The sequence below is a fragment of the Halanaerobium praevalens DSM 2228 genome (genome assembly GCF_000165465.1).
GTDB lineage: Bacteria > Bacillota > Halanaerobiia > Halanaerobiales > Halanaerobiaceae > Halanaerobium > Halanaerobium praevalens.
Genome location: NC_017455.1, coordinates 618,725 through 642,333 on the forward strand (window position 1 = coordinate 618,725; position 23,609 = coordinate 642,333).

The window sequence follows — 23,609 nt, forward strand, 5'->3', positions numbered from 1 at the left end:
GGTGAACAAATGACAGAAATGGTATTCAATAATATTTTGGAAAGCAAAAGTTATGATTTTAAACAAGCTTCTCCAAAAGAAAGTACAGCTCTAAAAGATGGTAAAAGTTTTGCTGAAACTATGGCAGAAATTAAAGAACAGCAAAAACTTAAAAAAGTTACCAAAAAGAATACTAAGACTGAAGAAAAATCGACTTCACTTAAAAATGAAGACTTTTTAGCTAAACTAAAAGAAATTATGAAAAAAAATAAAAAAGAGATTCCTGCTGAATTAATGTCTTTATTGCAGGGAGGAAGTTTAAATAATCAGCAAAAGGCGATGTTAGAATCATTAATGCTTAATTTGAAAAATAATAAGCTAAATATTTCAGATCTTAAATCTTTACTTGCTAAAAATAGTGAAAGTGAAAATGATAATTTGCAAGTTATTGAATCTTTAAACTCAGTAGATGCAGAGAATGAAATAGAACTTAAAGATCTAGATGCTGATAGCTTAGAAAAATTAGCTTCTTTTTTAGCTGATCCAGAAAAAAATCTAAGTCAAGCAAATAAAAGCAAATTAAAATCAGAGCTAGACCAATTAAGTAGTCTTCTAGTTAATTCTAATTCAGAGCTTGCTGAAGCTGGAGAGCAAGTCTTAAAAGCTCAAACTGCAGAAGCGAAATTAACTGAATTAGCTGGTCTTTTAAAAGATGATAAGTTGGACCTTGAGCATTTAAGCCAAATTTCAGAGCAAAAAGATCTTAAAACTCCAGTTTTAGCTGAGTTATTTGCCAGTCAACACTCAACTAATAGTAATCCAGAAAATGCTGTAAATAAAGGAGTAGAAAATACGCTTTTTGCAGAAATCAGTGCTCAGATGCAAGAAATGCTAAAAGAAGAAAATAATAAATTAGCAGCTAATAAACAATCCTCTCAGGTTGATCTTAATAATTCTGATTTATTTAGTTTAAATAGTGATTCTGTTCTGGAAGTTGATTTTGGTAGTCAAGAATTAGCTAATAAAAATCAAAATAACTTTTTAGAACTAGATAATTCTAACTTGAATTTTAATTTTGAACTAGAAAATCAAAATACTGCTAATAATTTAAAGTTGGATAATTTTAGCCTTGATTCTGAAAATAAATCGCAGTTAGCTGAAAATACTGATTTGAGATCTCAAGTTGTAGAACAGTTTAGAGGTCAATATTCTCCAGAAACAAAGGAGATGCAGATTCAATTAAAACCAGAATCACTTGGGAAAATTGATATCAGTCTTGCTTATGATAATGAAAAACTAACAGGAAAAATGCTGGTTGAAAGTGAGATTGTGAGAGCTCAACTGGAAAATAGTCTTAAAGGCTTAAAATCAGACCTTTTAAAACAGGGAATTAATATTGAGCAGTTTAAAATTGAGACTGCCAAAAATTCACCACAGCAGGTTGAAAAACAACAAGAATTTGCTTTTAATGATCAAAATTCTGCTTTTAGTGATGGAGAGACAGGTCAAAATCAAGAGTTTGAACAGCGTCAATTTTTTCAGGGCCAGTATTATGTCCAGCGCCAGAATGGAAATTCTAATTTAAAGCAAGAAAATATTATTATGAAACAGCAAGAAATGATTAATAGAGCAGCTTTTTCGAATGAAAAGCTTAATCTGCTTGCTTAAAGGAGGTAGTTAAATGTCAGAAATTGCAGGATTAACTTCTACTCAAAACCAGGCTATTAGTTCAACTAAAAATAAGGAACTTGAAACAGAACGTAAAAGTCTGGAAGGAAATGATGGTTTAGGCCAGGATGCTTTTTTTAAGCTTTTAATCACTCAGCTGCAAAATCAGGATCCGCTTAACCCAATGGAAGATCGAGAATTTGTTTCTCAAATGGCAGAATTTTCTTCGCTAGAAAAAACTGAAAAACTTTATTCTTTACTGGAAGATAAGTTGAGTTCAAATCAAGTTATTAATAATAGTCATTTGATTGGTAAAGAAATAACTGCAAATGTTGATGAAGGTAATTCAACAGGTGTGAAAGGGGTTGTCGAATCGATTAAATCTCAAGGTGATCAAATATTTGCAGCTTTAGATAATGGTTTAGAAGTTGACATTAATTATATTACTCAGATTCAATCAGTAACTGAGGGAAGTGAAGGCGAAACTGATGGTGAAAGTGGAGAAACAGAGGAAGCTTAAAAAGGGGGTTTAAAGATGGATAATCGATTAAAAATTAATCACCCACTCCAACCTCTTCGTAAAATACAGCAGCAAAATAAGCCTGTAAAAGAAAATAAACAAGTTAAAGGTCCTTCTTTTAAGGACATTTTAGGCGATAAGATAAAAGGAAAAGAAAAATTATCATTTTCTAAGCACGCTAAAAAAAGACTTAATTCACGTTCAATTCCATTTTCTCAAGCTGAATTGGCTAAATTGAATACTGGAGTAGAAAAGGCCAGAAACAAAGGGGCCAGAGATTCTTTAGTTATGGTTAATGATGTGGCTTATATTGTCAGTGTTGAAAACAATACAGTTGTCACAGCTGTAGATGAGGAAAGTATGGATGATAATGTTTTTACAAATATAGATAGTGCTGTTTTTATGAAATAGGAACAAATTAATAAAGTGAAATGAGAATTAAGAAAATGTTATAAGTAAGCCTTTAAGCTTAAAAATTATTAAATTGAGCTTAAAATCGGATATGAGCTGGACCTTTTTCAGGAAGCTCTGTCTTGCTGTCGATAACAGCAGGACTCCGATAAATACTGAAGGAGGAAAATTATATGTTAAGATCGATGTATGCCGGTGTTTCAGGATTGAATTCACACCAGCAGATGATGGATGTAACAGGTAATAATATTTCAAATGTAAATACAGTTGGTTTTAAAAGCAGTCGTGTTACTTTTAAAGAAATGTTAAGTCAGACCATTAGAGGTGCTTCTGCTCCTCAAGAAAATAGAGCAGGTACTAACCCACAACAGGTTGGCCTTGGTGTTGGTGTCGGAAGTATTGATAGTGATATGTCTTCTGGTAACTTACAGTCAACTGGTAAAACTTCTGATGTAGCAATTCAGGGAGATGGATTTTTTGTGCTAAGAGATGGCAGTACAGAAGTCTATTCTCGGGCTGGTAACTTTAATTTTGATGAACAGGGTAGACTATATTCTTCTAGTACTGGAATGTTAGTTCAGGGTTGGACAGCAAATGAAAATGGTGAATATAATAATGGATTAACTAGAAATAATCTGGGAGATATTCAACTAAAACAAGAAATTAATGCTGAAGCAACTGATAAAGTTAATTTTGCTAAAAATTTAAAGGCTAATATTATTAATGATTTAGGTATAGTCCAGGGAAGTATGCAGGTTAGTGATGGAGCTACAACTCCTGTTACTGATAATATTAATTTTTCAATGGAGCCAGTTGATGGCAGCCATAATGTTTGGGAATACACTTTGAAATCAGATGACCCAACTACAACCTTTACTGATCCCACTCCAACAACTACCACCGGAGAATATACTGGTCAGATAGTTCTTGAAAATGATGGTAGTATTGATACAGCCAGCAGTGATGTTGATAATTTGACTGTTGATATTAATAATAGTGGTAATACAGACACATTAAATTTTGATGATACAATTAAATTAGATAAAGATGGTGAAAGCCTAATAACTAATGGAACAGGAGAATCTATTGATCTTTCCTATCAACAAACAGCAAAAAGGGATGTTTCAATTAATGTTTTTGATAGTCAGGGCGGTAAGCACTCAGTTTTACTTCCAATAGAAAAAATTGATAACAACACCTGGGAAATCGATGAAACTAAACTTGAAATTGATGGAAATACATTAACCACTCCTTTAGGTGGTAACCACGAAATCAAATTTAATGATAGTGGTGAAATTCTGAGTGGTGAAACTGTTGATTTAACTTTTACTCCAGCTGGTCCTGGTGTATCACAAACAGTTGAGCTAGATTTTTCCGCGATGACTCAGTTTGCTGATGGTGGTTCTTTAGAAACAAATAGTGATGGAATGACAGCTAATTTCTCTAGTGTTAATGGTTATGAAGCTGGATCTTTAGAATCATTTTCTTTCACTGAAACAGGAGATATAGTAGGTTCCTTTAGTAATGGCTTAACTCAGATTCAGGGTAAAATTGCAATGGCTAATTTTGCTAACCCTGCTGGTTTAAGCAGACAGGAAGGTGTTTTTGAGGCAACTAGTAACTCTGGTGAAGCAGGTATAGGAGAGCCAGCTCAGGGCGGGTTTGGTTCTTTAGCACCTTCAACTTTAGAAATGTCAAATGCTAACCTCTCACAAGAGTTTACAAATATGATTACAGCTCAAAGAGGTTTTCAGGCCAACTCTAAATTAATTACAACCTCAGATGAAATGCTGCAGGAATTAGTTAATCTAAAAAGATAATTTGATCTAAACTGTCAGGCTAATTGCTAAACTAGCTTTTAGCCTGACAGATAATAAAGGAAGTGGATAATGATTAAACTGACTAGAACAAGTGGAAAAGAATTTATCTTAAATGCAGATTTAATAGTTGAAGTTCAAGAAACTCCAGATACTGTAATTAGTTTAACTAATGGGAAGAAACTGCTTGTCAAAGACTCAGCAGATGATATAATTAATAAAGTAATAGGATATAGACAGGAGATAATGACTGGAATTTGTAGAACAGGGGAGAGATCTTAAATGGATTTAGCAACAATAGTTGGCTTAATAGCAGGAGCAGTTATCTTTGGGTCAGTAGCTCTACTAGGTGGAAATGTAGGGGTTTTTATTAGTGTGCAATCTGCTTTAGTAGTTTTTGGTGGTACTTTAGCTGGGGTAATGATTAGTTATACCTTTGAAGATTTAAAAAATGTCCCTAATCTATTTAGAGTTTCTTTTCAAGATGATAACTTGGAATCAGAACATGTAATTGAAAATTTAGTTAATTTTGCTGAAAAAGCAAGAAGAGAAGGGCTTTTAGCTTTAGAAGATGATGCTTCCAAAATGGAAGATGAGTTTTTACAGAAAGGTATTCAGCTTGTAGTTGATGGTACTGATCCTGAATTAGTAAGAAATATATTAGAAACTAAGCTAACTTTTTTACAAGAAAGACATGCTAAAGGTCGGGGTATTTTTGCTACCATGGGAGAATTAGCACCTGCTTTTGGAATGGTTGGTACTTTAATTGGTTTAATTCAGATGTTAAGTCAGCTAGATGATCCAGATCAGTTAGGAGGAGGAATGGCTGTAGCTTTGATTACAACTTTATATGGAGCCCTTTTAGCCAATTGGATTTTTATTCCCCTTTCCAAAAATTTAAAAACTCAAAGTGATCATGAAATTCATGTTAAGGAAGTTATTATCGAAGGTATTTTATCTATTCAAGCTGGTGAAAACCCTAGAATAGTTAAAGAAAAATTACATGCTTTCCTTTCTGAAGGAGAAAAACAAGAAGTCGAGTCTAGAATAGGAGAAACAGGAGAGGTGGGTGCTGGCGAAAATGCCCCGGAATAAAAAAAATAAAAGTGATGGAGATAGTGGTGGTGGCTCCCCTGCCTGGATGACAACTTTTGGTGATATGATGACTTTGCTTTTAGTTTTTTTCGTACTTTTGTTTTCTTTTTCCTCAATGGATGTTGAAAAATTTCAGGGCTTTATTTCAGCTTTGCAAAATCAGCTAGGTGTACTCCAAGGTGGAAAAACTATTACTGAAGATCCTAATATAGATGCTGGTAATTTAGGCCAGGACTATGCTCAAGCTCCAGAAAACATTCAACAAGTTATGAAGCAAATTGATAACTATATAGAGAATAATAATTTAAGTGATAAAGTTAATGTTGAAAATAAAAGAAAGGGCTTGGTTATTAGTTTAACAGGAGAAATATTATATGAACTTGGCAAAGCAGATATTAGAGAACAGGGAAAAGAAGTTTTAACTAAAATTTCTGAGATTTTAAAAGAAATTCCAAATGATATTATGATTGAAGGTCATACAGATGATTTACCAATTAGAACAGCAGAATTCCCATCAAATTGGGAGTTATCCACTGCCAGAGCTGTTAATGTCATTAAATATTTAATCGAAGAAAAAGATTTTGATCCAGCTAGACTTTCAGCAGCTGGCTATTCTGAGTATCGGCCTGTAGCGACTAATAATAGTACTGAGGGAAGAGCAGAAAATAGAAGAGTTGAAGTAGTAGTTTTAAACTCTCAGTATCAATTAAATGGCAGAGATTTGCCAGCAACAAAAGCAGAGGATAAACCAGTACAAGCAAATTTATATAATCCTGTAAATTCAGAAAACATAGAACTTGATCAAGCTGAGGAAGGAGGAAATATAGATGGCTGAAGAAGGAAAAATGAATTATAAAATGTTAGCCTTAATTGTAGTTTTAGTAATTATTATCACAGGGGTGGCTAGTTTTACTTTTTTTACTTATTTTTCAGTTTCTAATGATGAAAAAGAAGAAAAAGAAGTTCAAAGCATTGAAGATATAAGACCTACTTATGAGGCAGGTAGCTATACAGTTAATATATCTAATAATAATCGAATTAACTTTATTAGAGCAACTATAGTTTTTGAATTAGAAAAGTCTGATCTAGCTAAAGAATTAGACAAAAGAACCTCACAAATTAGAGACAGAGTTATTTCTACATTGAGGTCACAAAATCAAGAAATATTAGAAGAACCAGGTTCAAACACTATAAAAAGAATTGTGAAAGAAAAAATAAACGAATTATTAATTTCAGGAGAAATCACAAATGTTTGGTTTACAGAACTGGTTGTGCAGTAGGGAGGATAAAAGATGGCTGATGTACTAAATCAAAACGAAATAGACTCTCTGCTCTCTGCAATTAATGATGGAAGTCTTGATGTAGAGGAAGCTAAAGAACAATCAGAAGAAAAAGAAGTTAAAGATTATGATTTTAGAAGACCTGATAAGCTTTCTAAAGAGCAGATGCGTACTTTACAGATGATTCACGAAAATTTATCAAGATTATTTACAACAACTTTATCAACTAAACTCCGAAGTATGGTTAATTTTGAAGTAGCATCAATTGAACAGCTTTCCTATTCAGAATTTATACATTCTTTACCTGAACCAACAATTATTGGAATTAGCAAATTAGAACCATTAGAAGGACAATTTATTTTTGAAATTAATCCTGAAGTTGGTTTTGCGGTTATTGACCGTCTTTTTGGTGGCTTAGGTAATCCAATTGATGATATTCGCTCATTTACAGATATTGAACAAGTAGTTATTAAAAGAGTTATGAACTGGCTCTTAGGAGACTTTAGTGAGGCTTGGGAAAATATTTCTAAGTTAAAACCAAAGCTGCTTGAACTAGAATCAAATCCTCAATTTACCCAGATTGTTCCTGATAGTGATATGACAATAATCATTACTCTTTCAGCTCGAATTGGTGGTAGTGAAGGATTGATGAATATTTGTTTACCATATATTATGCTGGAGCCAATTGTAAGTAATTTAAATGCTCAATACTGGTTTTCAAGCACAAGAGAAAAACAAACTCCAGAACATATAGCTAAACTGCGTAAAAGATTAAATGAGGCTCTGGTTGAAGTTGATGCAGTTTTAGGAAGTACTGAAATAACAGTTGAAGACTTTCTTTATCTTCAACCCGGAGATGTAGTTCGACTTGATAAAAAAGTTGAAGAAAATGCAGAACTTAAAATTGGTAGAAGTAGAAAATATGAAGCAGTTGTAGGTAATAAAAATAATCATAAAGCAATACAAATAATAGGTGTAGCGGAAAATTTGTTAGAGGAGAGTGAAGATGATGACGAATGATGGTAACTTTTTATCACAAGATGAAATAGATGCTTTAATGAATGAGGAAGATGAAGAACCTGTAGCAGAAAGTCAAGGAGTTGGAAATGAAACTGGTGCAGAAAGTGCTTCTGATCTAAATTCAGAAGAAATTGATGTTATTGGAGAAGTAAATAATATTGCTATGGGATCTTCAGCTACAGCGCTCTCCACATTACTTGATGAGAAAGTAGAGATTACAACTCCAGAAGTTGAAGTTCAAACTTTTAAGCAGCTAATCGAAGAATATGATAAGCCCTGTGTTTTAGTTAAAGTAGAATATGTAGAGGGGATAGAAGGTTTAAGTTTACTTGTGATTGACACTAAAGATGCTGCAGTAATTGCAGATTTAATGATGGGTGGAGATGGTCTGGAAGGAATGGACCAGGAAATGCTTAATGAAATTTCTATTAGTGCAGTTGGAGAAGCAATGAATCAAATGATGGGGGCAGCTTCAACAGCAATGTCTAATATTTTAGATGTTTTAGTTAATATTTCACCCCCAACAGCAGAGTTTATTGATTTAGATGATGTAATTGAAGAAGGAAGAGATTGGTTTGATCCAGCTGAAGAAATTGTTGTTACTTCTTTTAAATTAAAAGTTGGAGATGTAATAGATAGTAGCTTTAAACAAATTTCTTCTTATAAGTTTGTTAAAGATTTAGCAGACTCTTTATTACATGGTGGAACTGGTTTAATGGATAATACTATTGATGAAGAAGAAATTGAAGAAGAGGTTGATACTTCTGTTAAAGAAGAGTATAAAGGTGAAACTGCAGCAGGCCCACAAAAATCTCAAAAAACAAAAACTGCAGCTGCCCCAGCTCAAAGTCAACCCAGTCAACAGCAGGCCCAACCAGCACCCCAAAGAAGAAGACCTCAAAATAGAAATATTGAGTCTGAAGAAAAAGTTGATGTTCAGTCAGCACAGTTCCCTGAGTTTGATCAGACTGCAACTCAACCATTACCCAATAATATGGAATTAATAAAGGATGTTCCCTTAGAAGTAACTGTTAGATTAGGTAAAACAGTTATGAAAATTAGAGATATACTTGATTTAGGAGATGGATCAATTATTGAATTAGATAAACTGGCAGGAGAACCAGTTGATTTACTAGTTAATGGTAAATTGGTGGCAAAAGGAGAAGTTGTTGTAATTGATGAAAACTTTGGTTTTAGAGTCAAAGATATTATTAGTCCTGCTGAACGCTTAAGCAAACTATAGGTCGGTGATATGATAATAATGGATTATCTTTGGGAAACATTTAAAATAACCTTTTATCTTTTTTTAGTAATCGGTTTTATTTTAGCAATTTATTATGTGGTCAAAAATAAGTTTAATTTAACAAATTCAAGAAAAATGGAAGTAATAGATACTATGAGGCTTGCTAATGGAGAAACTATTTATTTAATCAAGGTCTTTGATGAAATTGTAATGCTTGGTGGTAGTAAAGAAGAATTAAATTATTTAAAAAGTTGGCCTTTAGCTGAAATTAATTTGGAAGCTGAAAAATCAAAAAAATCTTCAGCTAAAAAAAATACCTTCAAAGATAAGTTTAAAAATATTTTAGCTAAAAATAATAATTCAAATAGCAGTGATCAAGATGAATAAAAAATTAACTTTAGTATTTTTGGTTTTTTTAATATTATTTAGCTTAACAATAACTGTTTCAGCTCAAGATTTTCAGATCCCAAATATCTCTTTAGAAATAGGTAATGGAACAGCTAATAATCAAGGTGATGATTTAGTTTTATCATTACAAATTTTATTACTATTAACTGTTTTATCTTTAGCTCCAGCGATTATAATTTTATTTACTTCTTTCACAAGAATAATAATTGTTTTTTCTATTTTAAAAAGAGCTTTAGCCTTAAATAATATGCCTCCAAATCAAGTTTTAATTGGGATTGCAATCTTTTTAACAATTTTTATTATGGCACCAGTTTGGCAAGGAGTAAACCAAGATGCTCTACAGCCATATTTAGCTCAAGATATATCCTTAGAGCAGGCTTATGAAAATACAATTACTCCAGTTAGGGAATTTATGTTTAACCAAGTTGATGAGCGCTCTTTAGCTCTATTTACTAACATAGCAGAAATTGAGCGACCGGAAAGTCGAGATGACCTTCCAACATATATTTTAATTCCAGCTTTTTTAATTAATGAAATTAAAATTGCTTTTCAAATTGGATTTTTAATTTATATTCCCTTTTTGATGATTGACATGATAGTAGCCAGTATTTTAATGTCAATGGGAATGATGATGTTACCGCCAGTAATTATTTCATTACCTTTTAAAATATTATTATTTGTTTTGGCTGATGGTTGGCATATTTTAATTGGTTCACTTGTTAAAACTTTTTATTAAAAATAATTTAATTTAATAGAATTCAAGAATTTAGGAGTTGGAAAAATGGGAGAAGCAGTAGTCCTTGATATTGGACGTCAGGCATTATTTACAGTTATAATAGTTGTCTTTCCTGTTTTAGGTGCAGGTTTAATTACAGGTCTTTTAGTAGCTATTTTTCAGGCTACAACCCAAATTCAAGAACAAACTTTAGCTTTTGTTCCTAAAATATTTGCTGTTTTGGGTTCCATAGCCTTTTTTGGTCCTTGGATTATGAGGACAGTAATTGAATTTGTTCAGGAACTTCTGCGAAATATCCCAACCTACTTAGGTTAGGGGCTGATTTAATTTGATAGAAAATTTGATGATCAATCAACATTTATATTTCTTTTTTTTGATTTTAAGTCGTTATTTAGGGATGATGCTGTTAACTCCTTTTTTTAGTAGTCAAGTTATCTTTTATCGTGCTAAAATTTTAATTGCTCTCACTTTAGCTGCTTTTAGTTATCCTTTAGTCTTAAGTATTTATCAGCCTCTGGCACCAGCTAATAATTTGTCATTAATTATCGAAATTATAAGTGAGTTTAGTATTGGCCTTTTTATGGGGCTGGCAGTTTTTTTAGTTTTTTCAGCTATTCAGCTGGGAGGTCAAATAATTGATATGAGGATGGGTTTTAGAATTGCCAATGTAGTAGACCCTTTTAGTGGTGCAAACTCACCTGTTATTGGTCAGCTAAAGAATATTTTTGTGACATTAATTTTTTTAGCTTTAAATGGCCATTTATATTTAATTAAACATTTATATAATTCTTTTAAGATTATTCCTCCTGGTAGAGTTAAATTTAGTAATCAGCTCTGGCAGTATTTTTTTAGAAGAAGTGCTGATATGTTTGTTTTAGCAATTAAAATTGCTCTCCCAATAGCAGGAGCTATCTTTTTTATTGATATTATACTAGCATTTTTAGCTAGATCAGTTCCACAAATGAACTTATTTGTAATTGGACTTCCAATTAAAATTATGGCAGGTTTAATTTTATTGTATATTTTAATGCCAGTTTTAAATCATTATTATGCTGAAATTATTATGAATGTAATTAACGAAATACCTGCTCTTTTTCGATTATTAGTTCCCTAAATTTGAAATTATGCTTAAGTTGAATATTATGTTTTAAGTAAAGGAGTTAAAATCATGGCTGATGATGGAACAGGAGAAAAAACGGAAGAACCTACGTCGAAAAGGAAAAAAGAAGCAAAAGAAGAAGGTAATGTAGCTAAAGGGAAAGAAATAGGTCAAGCCATAACTTTACTTGCCAGTTTTATGTTTCTTTATTTTTTAATGCAGCAGATATTTTTTGGAGTTTTAAATGAAATTCAATATTATTTCAAAAATTTAATTATTGAACCTTTTACTATTAAAATGACTTTTGAAATTTTGTATGACGCTTTTTTTTCTGTAATTGAAAAAATTTATCCAATCATGATTGTGACAGCTGCAGCAGGAATTTTAGTTAATTTTTTACAGATTGGAGCACTTTTTACTACAAAGCCCTTAGTTCCAGATTTAAAAAAAGTAGATCCAATTAAAGGTGCTAAAAATATTTTCTCACTTAAAGGGGTAGTTGAGTTATTAAAATCACTATTTAAACTGGCTTTAATTGCTGTTATTGCCTATCATTTTTTAATGGGAAATCTTGATATTTTTCAAAAAAGCATTAATCAAGGCTTAGAAGAGGCTTTATCTGCTATTGCACATTTGATTTCTAGAATGGCCTTTGCTGTAATTATAGCTTTAATAATTTTAGGTATTTTAGATTTATTATATCAACGCTGGCAGCATAATAAAGATTTGAAAATGTCTAAATATGAAGTTAAGCAGGAAAGAAAAGAAATGGAAGGAGACCCAATGATTCAGCAGCAAAGAAAGCGGAGACAGCGTGAAATGAGTATGAATAGAATGATGTCTTCTGTTAAAGATGCTGATGTAGTTATTACTAACCCGACTCACATTGCTGTAGCCTTAGAGTATGATTTAGAGGAAATGGAAGCCCCAGTTATTGTTGCTAAAGGAGAAGATTTTGTAGCCCAAAAGATAAAAGAAAAAGCTAGAGAAGCAGAAGTGAAAATTATAGAAAATAAGCCTTTAGCTCGCTCACTAAATAAGATGTCAGAAATTGGAGATCAAGTCCCAATTGAACTTTATCAGGCAGTAGCTGAAATACTGGCTGAAATATTTAAAAATAGAAAATAGTTAATTGGAATTATTAATTTATATTTTGTGTTTTAATTTTAGCTAATAGTTGATATAATAGGTTTAGCTTAGCTATCGATTTTGTTTAATTAATGGAGGTTAATTTAATTAGTGGATAATAATACAGTTTTTAACAATATAACAAAAAATACTGATATTGTTTTTGCCTTAATGGTAGTTGGAATTATAGTAATGTTTATTATTCCACTCCCAACAGTACTTTTAGATATGCTGCTGGCAGCAAATATAACCTTCTCAATGGTTGTGATTTTAGTAAGTATTTATACAACAGAGCCCTTAGATTTATCAGTTTTTCCATCTTTATTACTTTTTGCAACTTTATTTAGATTAGGGCTCAATGTGTCAACAACTAGATTGATTTTAGGAGAAGGTTATGCTGGTGAAATAGTTTTAAGTTTCGGTGACTTTGTGGTTGGAGGTAATTATGTTGTTGGTTTAATTATCTTTTTAATCCTAGTTATTATTCAATTTGTTGTAATCACTAAAGGTGCCGAAAGAGTAGCAGAAGTTGCCGCTCGTTTTACCTTAGATGCGATGCCAGGTAAACAAATGAGTATTGATGCAGACTTAAATGCCGGTGTTATCGATGAACATGAAGCCAAGCGGGAAAGAGAAAAAATTAGACAAGAGGCAGATTTTTATGGAGCCATGGATGGTGCTAGTAAATTTGTCAAAGGTGATGCAATTGCTGGTATAATAATTACTTTTATTAATATTATTGCTGGTTTAGTTATTGGAATGTTACAACAGAATATGAGTTTTGGCCAAGCTGCTCAAACTTATGTTTTGCTAACTGTTGGAGATGGACTTGTTTCTCAAATTCCAGCTCTTTTAATTTCTACAGCAACAGGTATGGTTGTAACAAGAGCTGCTTCAGATAATAATATGGGTAATGAGATGACAGAGCAATTATTAAAACAACCTAAAGCACTCTTTATTGCTTCAGGTGTATTATTGATTTTAGGTTTTATTCCTGGTTTACCTACAATTCCATTTTTAGTTTTAGCTATTTTTATAGCTACAATGGCTTATTTAATTGTTAGAACTGCTCAAGTGGAAGCTCCAAAAGAAAAAGCTAAAAAACAAAAACAGCAGGAATTAAGTCCAGAAGAAAAGCAAAAAATGAAAGAACAAGAAATAAAACAGTTAATTAAAGTAGATAAATTGGAAATTGAAGTTGGTTATAATTTAATCTCACTTGTTTTACCAGAACAAGGAGGAGATTTTTTAGATAGAGTTGCTAATATTCGAAAACAGATAGCAATGGAATTAGGGATTATTATTCCTCCAGTTCGCATTGTAGATAACCTGCAGCTTCAACCTAATACATATAAAATAAAATTGCAGGGAGTAGAAATTAGCGAATACCAGCTTTTTGCTGAAAAGTATTTAGCAATGGATCCTGGTGATACTTTTGAAGATATTAAAGGAACTGAAACAAAAGAACCAGCTTTTGGTACACCTGCTATTTGGATTGAAGAAGAACAGCGAGAAAGAGCAGAAATGGCTAATTATACAGTTGTTGACCCAGGTTCAGTTATGGCAACTCATTTGACCGAAATTATTAAAGCTCATGCTTATGAATTATTAGGTAGAGAAGAAGTTAAAAACTTAATTGATAATGTAAAAGAAGAAAACCAGGCAGTTGTAGATGAACTAATTCCTGATTTAATGAATTTAGGTGAAATTCAGAAAATATTACAAAATCTACTTTGGGAAAATATACCTATTAAAAATTTAGTTTTAATTTTAGAAACTTTAGCTGACCATGCTAGTAGAACTAAAGATCAAACAATTTTAACTGAGTATGTAAGACAAGGATTATCCAGACAAATTAGTAATCAATTTACTGATTTTAAAAATAATTTAAATGTCTTTACTATAGATCCTCAAAAAGAAGAAAAGTTAGCTCAATCATTAGAACAGTCAGATCAGGGTAATTATTTATCTTTACAGCCTGCTGAAGCTCAAAATTTAATTAATAGTATTGTCGAACAGGCTAAACAACTTTTAGAAAAGGGAAATGAGCCAATTTTATTGACTTCACCAATGATTAGACGCCCAATAAAAGAAATGGTACACCGCACATTTTCTAATTTAACGGTCTTATCTTTTAATGAGTTAGAATCTGAAGTTGAGTTACAGGTGCAGGGGGTTGTTAAATAAATGAAGGTTAAAAAATATACTGGGGAAACAATGCAAGATGTTATATTTCAAGTTAAAGCAGATTTAGGTCCAGAAGCAGTGATTGTTAACAAAAGAAAATTTAAGCAGGGTGGTATTTTTGGATTTTTTGCTAAAGAAATGTTTGAAATTGTAGCTGCTTTAGAAGCTGAAAATAATGGCCGCTCAACATCTGCAGAAGAAGCTTTAGATGATGTTGTTGAAATTTCAAATTATGGTCGAGATTCCAGGAAAATAAAAAGAAATGATATTCAAAAAACAGCAAGTGAAGATCCTGCTAATAAAAATGCAATTAAAGAATTTATCAATGATTTAAAAACTGAAAGAAATACTAATTCTACTAACTTTAGTGCTTCAAATTCAGCTAAAAAAGAAAAAAAATTTCGTCAACAGTTAAATCAAAAGCAAAGAGTAGAATCTGAAATTACAAAAAATAAAACTAATGTTTTAAAAAAAGAGCCACTTAAATCAGAAAAAAAACAAAATTTAGCAGAATCTGAAGCAAAAGTTGAAACAGAATCTCAAAACAAGTTGACAGCAGCTCAGAAATTACAAAACAAATTTCAAGCCAAAAACATAAAAAATAATAATAAAACTTTTAAAAATAGTAATCAACTATATAATTATTTATTAGATCATGGAGTAGAGAGTAAAAATGTTAACCTTTTTTTAAAAGGAATGAAAAGCAAGTTAGAAGAAAATCAAGCTGAATTTGATTTTGAAACTAATTTAAAAAACTTTTTAGAATTTTATTTTGCAGATAATAAGGAAATAGAAATTGATAACTCTCAAAGAATAGTTTCTTTTATTGGTCCAACTGGAGTTGGTAAGACAACAACAATGGCTAAAATAGCAGCTGCTTTTGCTCTAGATAAAGATAAAAATGTAGGTTTAATTACTGCAGATACTTATAGAATTGCTGCTGTTGAACAATTAAAAACTTATAGTGAGATTATTGATATTCCTTTTGCAGTTTGTTATAGCAGTTCTAAATTACCGAGTTTAATTGCCAACCAATTTAATCATTGTGACTTGATTTTAATTGATACTCCTGGTAGTAGTTGGAGAGATAAAGAGCAGTTAAAGCGTTTAAATGGTTATGTTAACCATGATTTTATAGATGAGGTGCATTTACTATTAAGTTTAAATACTAAAAGTAGAGATTTGCGCAATATTATTAGTAAATTCTCGACTTTAAACCCTGACAAAGCTCTGCTAACTAAGATTGATGAAACAAGCAGTTATGGTGATATTTTAAATATTAAAGAAAATTATAATTTACCTCTTTCTTATTTAACTTGTGGGCAGGATGTGCCAGAAGATTTAGAAATTGCTAATTCTGAGACAATTTATAAATATCTATTTGGTGATTTTTATGCGTAGTCAGGCAGCTAAACTCAAAGAAATTATGAAAAAAAAGAAAGCAGAAAGTAAGGTGCAAAATTTTAATACTGTATCAACTAGAACAATTGCAATTGCTAGTGGTAAAGGTGGGGTAGGTAAATCAACTTTTACTGTTAATTTCGCCTATAATTTAAGGAAGTTAGATAAAAAAGTATTGATTATTGATAGTGATATTGGAATGGCTAACTTAGATATTATGTTAGGTGTACAACCCAATTATGATATGGGACACCTTTTAAGAGAAGAATGTAGTTTAGAAGAAGCTGTAATTGAAGGTCCAGCTGGGATTAAACTTTTAAGTGGAATTACTGGTGATGATAGTTTTATTGATATTAAAAATGAGGCTATGAAAAAATTAATTGAATTAGGTGATAAAATAGAAAAAAATTATGATTATCTTTTAATTGATTTAGGAGCAGGTGCAGCTAAAAGTATAGTTAATACAATTTTAGCTGCTGAAGAATTAATTTTATTATTAACTACTGAGCCAACCTCAGTTATGGATAGTTATAGTTTAATTAAAATTTTATCTAAACATCAATATAAGAAAAAAATAAAATTAGTAATTAATCAAAGTCAAAGTAAAAAAGATACAGATAAGACTGCTCAAAGAATTATTAAAACTGTTAAAAATTATCTTGATTTAGATTTAACTTTAGTTGGAAGTATTAGTTATGACCGCAAAATTAGTGAGGCTCTAAGGAAACAAAAACCATACTCTGAAATTTTTTCAAAGAGAAAAGCAGCTCAAGATTTTGAAAATTTAACTAGAAAAATTAGTGGTGAAGAAAAAGAACAAAGTTCTAAGGGTGTTAAAAGTTATTTTTATAAAATGGTTGGTTTTTTTAATAAACACGTTAAATAGTTGATGGAGTTGAGAATATGAAGGAGCTAAATGTAAATCAAAAATTAGAAATTGAAATTTTATCAGGTACTTATCAAGGCAATTATTTGACTAAAGTTGCTGACTTTTTAGATGAGGGAATTATTATTACTGGTCTTTATCGAGAAGGTGCCCCTTTACCAGTTAGATTAAAACAGCCAATTATTGTTTATTATACTACTGATCGGGCAGCTTATAAATTTAAATCTAAAATTTTAAAAAGAACTAATAAACCGATACCTTTACTCTTAATTGAAAGTTCAGACTCAGTAACTAGAATTCAAAGGCGTGATTATTTTAGGTTAGATGTAACTGGAACAGTTGATGTTTATAAAATGCAGCCTAAAAAAGGATATCCTCGCAAATTATCTGAGGCGCGTTTGCTTGATATTAGTGGTGGAGGAATTCAAATGCAGTTGAAAAAGAAATTTGAATTAGGGGAAGAATTATTAATAAGTTTAAAAGATATTTTACCTCCAAAAGAATTTATTAAATCAGAAATTGTTAGGGTTCAAAAAGAAAATGAGGAGCTTTATAATTATGGAGTTAATTTCCTAGAAGTAGAAGCAGAGCAGAGAGAAGAAATTATTCAATGGATTTTTGCTTATCAACGTAAGACTCGCAAAAAAGGTTTGAGATAAATGCTAGCTTACTCACTTATTATTGGGCTAATAACATATGCGGTTTCCATAATTTACAATTTACTGAATGCTAGAAGCTTAGAAACTGTCTTTTTTATTGGACTTAGATTTTTATTTTATTCTACTTTAATGAGCTTTTTTCTGCAGTTGAGTTATTATTTGATTAAAAATTATCAGGTTGAACCTGAGTCTGAAGCAGAAACAAATGCTGAAGCTCTAAAGCAGGAAACTCAAGCAAGCCAAACAGAAGCAGAAACAGAAACTGCTTCTGCAGAAAAAATAGATCCAGAATTTGCAGCTGCAGCAATAAGCAATGAATTTGAAGATTCAGCTGAGCAAGGGTTTTCTGCTTTAGATCCAGAAGAAGTTGATTATCAGCAAAATGACAGTCAATAAATTTACTAAAGGAAGATTATTATGGCTTTAGATAAATCGCTCTGGAAAAAATATAAAGTTGATGATAATCAGCAAGCTAGAGAAGAGATTATCTTAAAAAATCTTGGTTTAGTTAGATATGCAGTTGGTAGAATTAACATTATGCTGCCAGAGCATATAGAAGATCAAGATCTAGAAAGTTATGGAATTATTGGACTAATTGAAGCAATAGAGAACTTTAATTACCAAAGAGGGGTTAAGTTTTCCACTTTTGCCCTTCCCAGAATTAAAGGAGAAATTTATGATTATTTAAGAAGTAAAGATTGGCTGCCTGACAATATGCGGAGGGAGCTAAAAAAAGTAGATGAGCAAAAGAGAAGCTATAAAGCTAAAACTGGTAAAAAACCAGATCAAAAAGAATTATCAAAATTAACAGGTATCAAAAAATCAAGGTTAGAAAAAATAGAGAGACACAGCCAACTTGCAAATTGGATTTCACTTTCACATGATTTTGATGGAACAGAATTAATAGAGTTAGTTGCTGCTGATTTTAAACAAGCTGTAGATAGATTAACTGAAAAAGAAGCTGTTGATTTTTTAGCTAAAAAAATTGATTTACTTTCTGAAAAAGAAAAACTTGTTTTAAGTTTATATTATTATGAAGAATTAACTCAAGTTGAAATAGCAGAGATAATAGAATTATCAGCTGCTAGAGTTTCTCAAATTCATGGTCGAGCTATTCGTCGTTTAAGAGGAATGCTAAGTAGAGCCAAAGAATATTTTTTTAATGAGAGGTAGTGAATAAATTGGTTGAAACTCAAGTACATAGAGAAGATAAAAACTGCTTAATTAAACTAGAAGCAGATTCTGTATTATTAAAATTAAAGTTAGAAAACAAGCCTGATTTAATAGAAATTGAAAACTTTTTAGAAGAAAATAGTATTATGGAAGCAGATTATGATAAAATTAAAGCTAAATTAGAAGAAGCTGAAGCTGATTGGTTTAAAGTCGCTGAAAATATTGACTTACCAGCTGAAGATGACAAACTAGAAATAGCAGTTACTAAAGATCGTCTCCAAGCTGTTATGGAATTTATTCCAGGCCGTGATGGTAAAGAATTTGATTTAACGGAACTAAAAAAAATATTAGCAGAAAAAAGTATTAGCTATGGGATTAAAGAAAATAAAATTAAGAAAATATTAGAAAAAAGAAATCCAGTTAACAAAGAAGTAATTGCTGAGGGAACTGAAGCAGAGCCAGGTGAAGATGGTTATTTAATTTATCATTTTGAAGAGCAAGATGAATCTGTTGGAACTTTAAGAGATGATGGAACAATGGATTTTCACTCTAAAAATTTGATTAATAATGTTCGTCGAGGTGAAAAAATTGTAACTAAGGTGGAAGCAGTTGAAGGCCAAGCAGGAAGAGATGTTTTTGGGCTTAAGGTTAGACCGCCTAAAGTTAAGAATGTGAAATTACCAAAAGCTAAAAATACTGTTATTAAAAATAATAGTGTTTATGCTGCTATAGATGGCCAAGTAGTTAGAAATGGTAAAAAAATATCAATTGATCCTGTTTATAAAGTAAGAGGAGATGTTGATTTAAAAGAAGGAAATATAGACTTTGTTGGCAGTGTTAAAATCGGAGGTAATGTCCAAGAAGGTTTTGAGGTTAAGGCTTCTGGAGATATAGAAATTGCAGGTAATGTAGCTGCTGCTAGTATAGAATCTGGGGCCAATGTATTAATAAAAAAAGGTTTTCTAGGTAGAAATAAAGGCCAAATAAAAGCCGCTGGTGATGTCAATGTTAATTTTGTTGAAAATGCAACCATTAAAGCTAATAATGTTCGAGTAAAAGAAGCAATTATGCACAGCCATGTAACAGCTAAAGATAGTATTACAGTTACTGGAGGTAAAGGCTTAATTGTAGGTGGACGAGTAATGGCTCAAAATAAAATAGAAGCTAATTTAATGGGATCTAGTTTAGCTACCAAAACATATGTCGAAATTGGTTTAGATCCAGAATTAAGAAAAAATTGTAAAGCTGCTAAAGATGAGTTATTAAGAATAGAAGATAATCTTGATAAAGTAAATAAAAGTATAGATTTATTAAATACTATGAAAAGTAAAGGGGTAAAATTACCACCTAATAAAATTAAAATGTTTGCTAAATTAAAAACAACAAAAAAAGAATTTGAAGCTAAAAAAGAAAAATTGGAAGCTGAAATTGCTGAAATGAAAGAGCAATTAACTTCATCTGAAGATGCTGTAATTAAAGTTAACAAGTGTATTTTTCCTGGTGTTCAGTTATTAAGTAGTAAAGATAAAATGATAATTAGAAATAAGCTTTCTAAATGTGCTTTTACTGAAATAAATAAAGAATTAAGGCAAAAAACTAATTAATAAAAGATAAAGGAGGTGAGAAAATGATTAGAGGACTTTATACAGCTGCTTCTTCAATGGGAGTTCTAGAAAAAAAGACCAATATTCGATCAAATAATTTAGCTAATGTTAATACTAATGGTTTTAAAAAATCAGAAGCTATAACGGCTTCATTCCCAGAAATGCTTTTGAGTAAGATTGAAGCGGATAAAGCAGATCAGCAAATAGGGTCACTAGCAACTGGTGCTTATCTAGAAAGAAGTTTTAAAGATATGAGCCAAGGTGACTTTAAAAGAACTGATAATGCACTTGATTTTGCTATTGAAGGCTCAGGCTTTTTTGTGATTGAAACTGAAAATGGTGAAAAATATAGTAGAGATGGTAATTTCACTATAAATGCAGATTCTGAATTAATTACTCAAAGTGGAAATAATGTTTTAGATAGTAATGGGAATAGAATTCAAATTATACCTGATCAAGATTTTAGGGTTAGTGCAGAGGGTCAAATAACTTTCAATAATGGTTTGCAGGGAGCTCAAATTGGTTTAGTTGATTTTGAGAATGAAGCTGAATTAGCTCAAACAGGTGATAATCTTTATGAGCTTCAGGGAGAAACAGAACCAATTGCAAGTCAAGCAGGTATTGCTCAAGGCTATGTAGAAGGTTCTAATGTTCAGATTGTAGAAGAAATGGCTAAGATGATTAAGACTACTCGTCATTATGAATCAAACCAAAAAGTAATTAGTAGTATTGATGAGTCATTAAACAAAGTAATTAATGAAGTAGGGAGAGCATAATTTTTTAATTGGGCTGGACCTTTACAGGAAGCCTTACTGTTGTGGATTGAAAGAAACAGCAGTTTAATTAAAATGATTATTTTAACTCTTTATTTCCAAAAAAAATAATTGAGGTGGAAAAAAATGATAAGTGCACTATGGACTTCAGCAACTGGCATGAATTCACAACAGACAAATATTGATGTAATTTCTAATAACTTGGCTAATGTTAATACAAGTGGTTTTAAAAAATCAAAAATAAATTTTGCAGATTTAATTTATACCCAGATGAGACAACCAGGTACTCCTAATGCTCAGGGGGCAGAAGTACCTACTGGGATTGAGATTGGACACGGTTCCAAGGTAAATAGTACTCAAAAAATATTTACCCAAGGTAATATTCAAAATACAGATAGTCCTTTAGATATGGTAATTGAAGGAGATGGGCTTTTTAGAGTCCAACTGCCAGATGGCAATTTCGCTTATACAAGAGATGGTTCTTTTAAACAGGATAGTAATGGTAATGTTGTTACTTCAGATGGTTATCAGCTTGATCCTGGCTTTCAAATTCCACAAGAAGCAACAGAAATTTCAATTACTTCTGATGGAACCATTAATGCTCTAGTAGATGGTGAAAATCAGCAGTTAGGACAGATTCAGTTATATCGTTTTGCTAATCCAGCTGGACTTTCCAGTGAAGGCCGTAATCTCTATTCTGATACAGTAGCATCTGGTCAGGCAATGCAGGGTGTGCCAGGAGAGCAGGGATTTGGTACTGTTACTCAAGGATTTTTAGAAATGTCAAATGTTAAAGTAGTAGAAGAAATGGTAAATATGATTGCAGCTCAAAGAGCTTATGAAACTAATTCGAAGTCAATTCAGGCCTCAGATGAGATGCTGCAGACTGCAAATCAGCTAAAAAGATAATTTTTAAGTTAAAATAGGCAGTAGTTAGAGGTGGATTAGTTTGAAAAGAATAATTGTGATTTTAACTGTTATGATAGTTTTAACTTTAAGTTTTAATACTGCTGCTTTTCAGGTTATTATTCCTTCTCAAGTTGAGGTTAGTTCTGAGCAGATAACTTTAGCAGAAATAGCTAAAATTGAGGCTCCAGAGTTATCTACTTCTGCTTTAGAAAATATAGAAAATTTAGTCTTAAAAGCAGCTCCTAATCCAGGTTATAGTAAGCGTTTAAGTCGGATTTTAGTTGATTTAAGTATCAAAAATATGGGTTATCAAGCTTCTAATTTTAGTCTTAAAATGCCTAAAACAGTAATTGTAAAACGCAAAAGCACTTTAATTAAGGCAGAGGAAATATTTGAATTGACTAAATCCTATTTGAAATCTAAATTTAATTTTAAAGATGCTCAAATTATTATTGAAAGTAAATCTCCAGCTAAATCTATAAAAATTCCAGCTGGAGATTATGAACTTAAAATAGACGAAAAGCAAAATTTAAGTTTTCCAAACCTAAGTTTAAAATTAGAAATTTGGCAGCATGAAAATAAGATCAAAAATATTTTTTATCCTGTAAAAATAAGTTTAAAAACAAAAGTATTAACAGCAAATAAAAAATTGGCTAGAAATTCCAAATTGAAAAAATCTGATTTTGAAAGAGAAGAAAAAATTGTTTCTGGTAATTTAGAAAAAATAGTAAGAGATTATGCAGAGATAGATTTTAATAAAGTACAGTTAACTAGAGACCTAAACCAAGGAGAAGTTTTAAATAAAAGCTATTTAAAAATCCCTTATGTAGTTAAATGGGGGCAAAAGTTAAATTTGAGGGTAAAGGTTAATAATATTAAAATTTCTACTTTGGTTAAAGCAAAGGAAAGAGGAAAAATTGGTGATATTATAAAAGTTGAAAACCTTAGAACTGGTTATGATTTTCAAGTTTTAGTTATTTCGCCAACTGAGGTTAAATTGATCTCTGATTAAGTGAGGTGTAAAATATGAATTTTAAAAAAATGAAAATTTTTATTCTATTAGTATTTTTAGTTCTAATCTTAAGTCCTGTTATAATGGCTACATCACTTTGGAGTGATGAATCACAGGATTTATATCAAGATTATCCAGATTATCATTTGGGGGATATTATAACTGTGATGATTGAAGAAAATGCTAGTGCTATTCAAAGTGCTAATTCAGATGCTAGCCAAAGTAGTAATTATAATGCAGCAGAAGGTGGTGGAATTTTAGATTTTATACCATTTTTTGATTTCAGTTATTCAGACTCTGAAACTGCAGATGGAGAAACCCAAAGGAGTGGAACTTTACAGGCTGATATTACTACTGAAATTGTAGGATTACAAGAAAATGGTAACCTTAAAATTAGAGGTAATAAAAGGGTTAAAATCAATGGAGAAATTCAAACTATTGTTTTAGAAGGGGTAATTAGGCCTAAAGATATAAATTTTGATAATGAAATTTCTTCTAAAAGAGTTAGTAATGCTAATATAGAGTATGAAGGAGAAGGCGTAGTTGGTGATAAACAAAATTCAGGCTTGTTAACTAAAGTTTTCAATTTTATTTTTTAGTG

The 23,609-nt window shown here is 31.2% G+C and carries 26 protein-coding genes; all 26 read left to right on the forward strand.

Annotation, left to right across the window (positions count from 1 at the left end):
• Window positions 1–9 precede the first annotated feature (9 nt).
• The 26 genes from HPRAE_RS02775 to HPRAE_RS02900 all read left to right on the forward strand — a co-directional run bounded on the left by HPRAE_RS02775 (window position 10) and on the right by HPRAE_RS02900 (window position 23,607).
• Window positions 10–1,647, forward strand: coding sequence for a flagellar hook-length control protein FliK (locus tag HPRAE_RS02775; RefSeq protein ID WP_014552736.1), 1,638 nt, complete (start codon window positions 10–12; stop codon window positions 1,645–1,647).
• Between the two features lie 13 nt (window positions 1,648–1,660).
• Entirely contained in the window at window positions 1,661–2,167 is a 507-nt protein-coding gene (locus HPRAE_RS02780) for a flagellar hook capping FlgD N-terminal domain-containing protein (protein ID WP_014552737.1), read from the forward strand.
• A 15-nt stretch (window positions 2,168–2,182) separates the two neighbouring features.
• Window positions 2,183–2,578, forward strand: a complete 396-nt coding sequence (locus HPRAE_RS02785; protein WP_014552738.1) for a TIGR02530 family flagellar biosynthesis protein — start codon at window positions 2,183–2,185, stop codon at window positions 2,576–2,578.
• Between the two features lie 173 nt (window positions 2,579–2,751).
• Entirely contained in the window at window positions 2,752–4,398 is a 1,647-nt protein-coding gene (locus HPRAE_RS10865) for a flagellar hook protein FlgE (RefSeq protein WP_014552739.1), read from the forward strand.
• Window positions 4,399–4,467: 69 nt separating this feature from the next.
• Window positions 4,468–4,677, forward strand: a complete 210-nt coding sequence (locus tag HPRAE_RS02795; protein WP_014552740.1) for a flagellar FlbD family protein — start codon at window positions 4,468–4,470, stop codon at window positions 4,675–4,677.
• Window positions 4,678–5,490: a motility protein A gene (locus HPRAE_RS02800; RefSeq protein ID WP_014552741.1), complete on the forward strand. Its 813-nt coding sequence runs from the start codon at window positions 4,678–4,680 to the stop codon at window positions 5,488–5,490.
• Entirely contained in the window at window positions 5,477–6,325 is an 849-nt protein-coding gene (locus HPRAE_RS02805; protein ID WP_014552742.1) for an OmpA/MotB family protein, read from the forward strand. Before HPRAE_RS02800 ends, HPRAE_RS02805 begins: the two co-directional genes overlap by 14 nt.
• A complete protein-coding gene (locus HPRAE_RS02810; protein WP_014552743.1) occupies window positions 6,318–6,770 on the forward strand; it encodes a flagellar basal body-associated FliL family protein in 453 nt (150 codons plus the stop codon). Before HPRAE_RS02805 ends, HPRAE_RS02810 begins: the two co-directional genes overlap by 8 nt.
• A gap of 12 nt (window positions 6,771–6,782) precedes the next feature.
• Window positions 6,783–7,790: a flagellar motor switch protein FliM gene (fliM, locus tag HPRAE_RS02815; RefSeq protein ID WP_014552744.1), complete on the forward strand. Its 1,008-nt coding sequence runs from the start codon at window positions 6,783–6,785 to the stop codon at window positions 7,788–7,790.
• On the forward strand, window positions 7,780–9,033 hold the full coding sequence (fliY, locus tag HPRAE_RS02820; protein ID WP_014552745.1) for a flagellar motor switch phosphatase FliY: 1,254 nt from the start codon (window positions 7,780–7,782) through the stop codon (window positions 9,031–9,033). Before fliM ends, fliY begins: the two co-directional genes overlap by 11 nt.
• 18 nt (window positions 9,034–9,051) lie before the next feature.
• On the forward strand, window positions 9,052–9,420 hold the full coding sequence (locus tag HPRAE_RS02825; RefSeq protein WP_148220538.1) for a flagellar biosynthetic protein FliO: 369 nt from the start codon (window positions 9,052–9,054) through the stop codon (window positions 9,418–9,420).
• Window positions 9,413–10,177 carry a flagellar type III secretion system pore protein FliP gene (gene fliP, locus HPRAE_RS02830; RefSeq protein ID WP_014552747.1) on the forward strand — a complete coding sequence of 255 codons (765 nt, stop codon included), beginning with the start codon at window positions 9,413–9,415 and terminating at the stop codon, window positions 10,175–10,177. The genes HPRAE_RS02825 and fliP overlap by 8 nt, the downstream gene beginning before the upstream one ends.
• A gap of 45 nt (window positions 10,178–10,222) precedes the next feature.
• The gene (gene fliQ, locus HPRAE_RS02835; protein ID WP_014552748.1) at window positions 10,223–10,492 is read left to right on the forward strand and encodes a flagellar biosynthesis protein FliQ; all 270 of its coding nucleotides are present in this window, start codon (window positions 10,223–10,225) and stop codon (window positions 10,490–10,492) included.
• Window positions 10,493–10,505: 13 nt separating this feature from the next.
• Window positions 10,506–11,291 carry a flagellar biosynthetic protein FliR gene (gene fliR, locus HPRAE_RS02840; RefSeq protein ID WP_014552749.1) on the forward strand — a complete coding sequence of 262 codons (786 nt, stop codon included), beginning with the start codon at window positions 10,506–10,508 and terminating at the stop codon, window positions 11,289–11,291.
• A gap of 54 nt (window positions 11,292–11,345) precedes the next feature.
• Entirely contained in the window at window positions 11,346–12,404 is a 1,059-nt protein-coding gene (flhB, locus tag HPRAE_RS02845) for a flagellar biosynthesis protein FlhB (protein ID WP_014552750.1), read from the forward strand.
• Between the two features lie 111 nt (window positions 12,405–12,515).
• Complete coding sequence (gene flhA, locus HPRAE_RS02850) at window positions 12,516–14,591, forward strand: flagellar biosynthesis protein FlhA (protein ID WP_014552751.1); 2,076 nt, start codon at window positions 12,516–12,518, stop codon at window positions 14,589–14,591.
• Entirely contained in the window at window positions 14,592–15,992 is a 1,401-nt protein-coding gene (gene flhF, locus HPRAE_RS10870) for a flagellar biosynthesis GTPase FlhF (RefSeq protein WP_014552752.1), read from the forward strand.
• On the forward strand, window positions 15,985–16,878 hold the full coding sequence (locus tag HPRAE_RS02860; protein WP_014552753.1) for a MinD/ParA family protein: 894 nt from the start codon (window positions 15,985–15,987) through the stop codon (window positions 16,876–16,878). The genes flhF and HPRAE_RS02860 overlap by 8 nt, the downstream gene beginning before the upstream one ends.
• A 17-nt stretch (window positions 16,879–16,895) precedes the next feature.
• Window positions 16,896–17,537: a flagellar brake protein gene (locus tag HPRAE_RS02865; RefSeq protein ID WP_014552754.1), complete on the forward strand. Its 642-nt coding sequence runs from the start codon at window positions 16,896–16,898 to the stop codon at window positions 17,535–17,537.
• A gap of 159 nt (window positions 17,538–17,696) precedes the next feature.
• Complete coding sequence (locus tag HPRAE_RS11110) at window positions 17,697–17,933, forward strand: hypothetical protein (protein WP_148220539.1); 237 nt, start codon at window positions 17,697–17,699, stop codon at window positions 17,931–17,933.
• A gap of 21 nt (window positions 17,934–17,954) precedes the next feature.
• Entirely contained in the window at window positions 17,955–18,710 is a 756-nt protein-coding gene (locus HPRAE_RS02875; RefSeq protein WP_014552756.1) for a sigma-70 family RNA polymerase sigma factor, read from the forward strand.
• Window positions 18,710–20,314, forward strand: a complete 1,605-nt coding sequence (locus HPRAE_RS02880) for a flagellar assembly protein A (RefSeq protein WP_425357538.1) — start codon at window positions 18,710–18,712, stop codon at window positions 20,312–20,314. The genes HPRAE_RS02875 and HPRAE_RS02880 overlap by 1 nt, the downstream gene beginning before the upstream one ends.
• 23 nt (window positions 20,315–20,337) lie before the next feature.
• Window positions 20,338–21,090: a flagellar basal-body rod protein FlgF gene (gene flgF, locus HPRAE_RS02885; protein ID WP_014552758.1), complete on the forward strand. Its 753-nt coding sequence runs from the start codon at window positions 20,338–20,340 to the stop codon at window positions 21,088–21,090.
• A 123-nt stretch (window positions 21,091–21,213) separates the two neighbouring features.
• Window positions 21,214–21,996, forward strand: coding sequence for a flagellar basal-body rod protein FlgG (gene flgG / locus HPRAE_RS02890; protein ID WP_014552759.1), 783 nt, complete (start codon window positions 21,214–21,216; stop codon window positions 21,994–21,996).
• Window positions 21,997–22,036: 40 nt separating this feature from the next.
• Window positions 22,037–23,008 (forward strand): flagellar basal body P-ring formation chaperone FlgA, encoded by a 972-nt coding sequence (gene flgA, locus HPRAE_RS02895; protein WP_014552760.1) that lies wholly within the window; start codon window positions 22,037–22,039, stop codon window positions 23,006–23,008.
• Window positions 23,009–23,022: 14 nt separating this feature from the next.
• A complete protein-coding gene (locus tag HPRAE_RS02900; RefSeq protein WP_014552761.1) occupies window positions 23,023–23,607 on the forward strand; it encodes a flagellar basal body L-ring protein FlgH in 585 nt (194 codons plus the stop codon).
• Window positions 23,608–23,609: the final 2 nt, after the last annotated feature.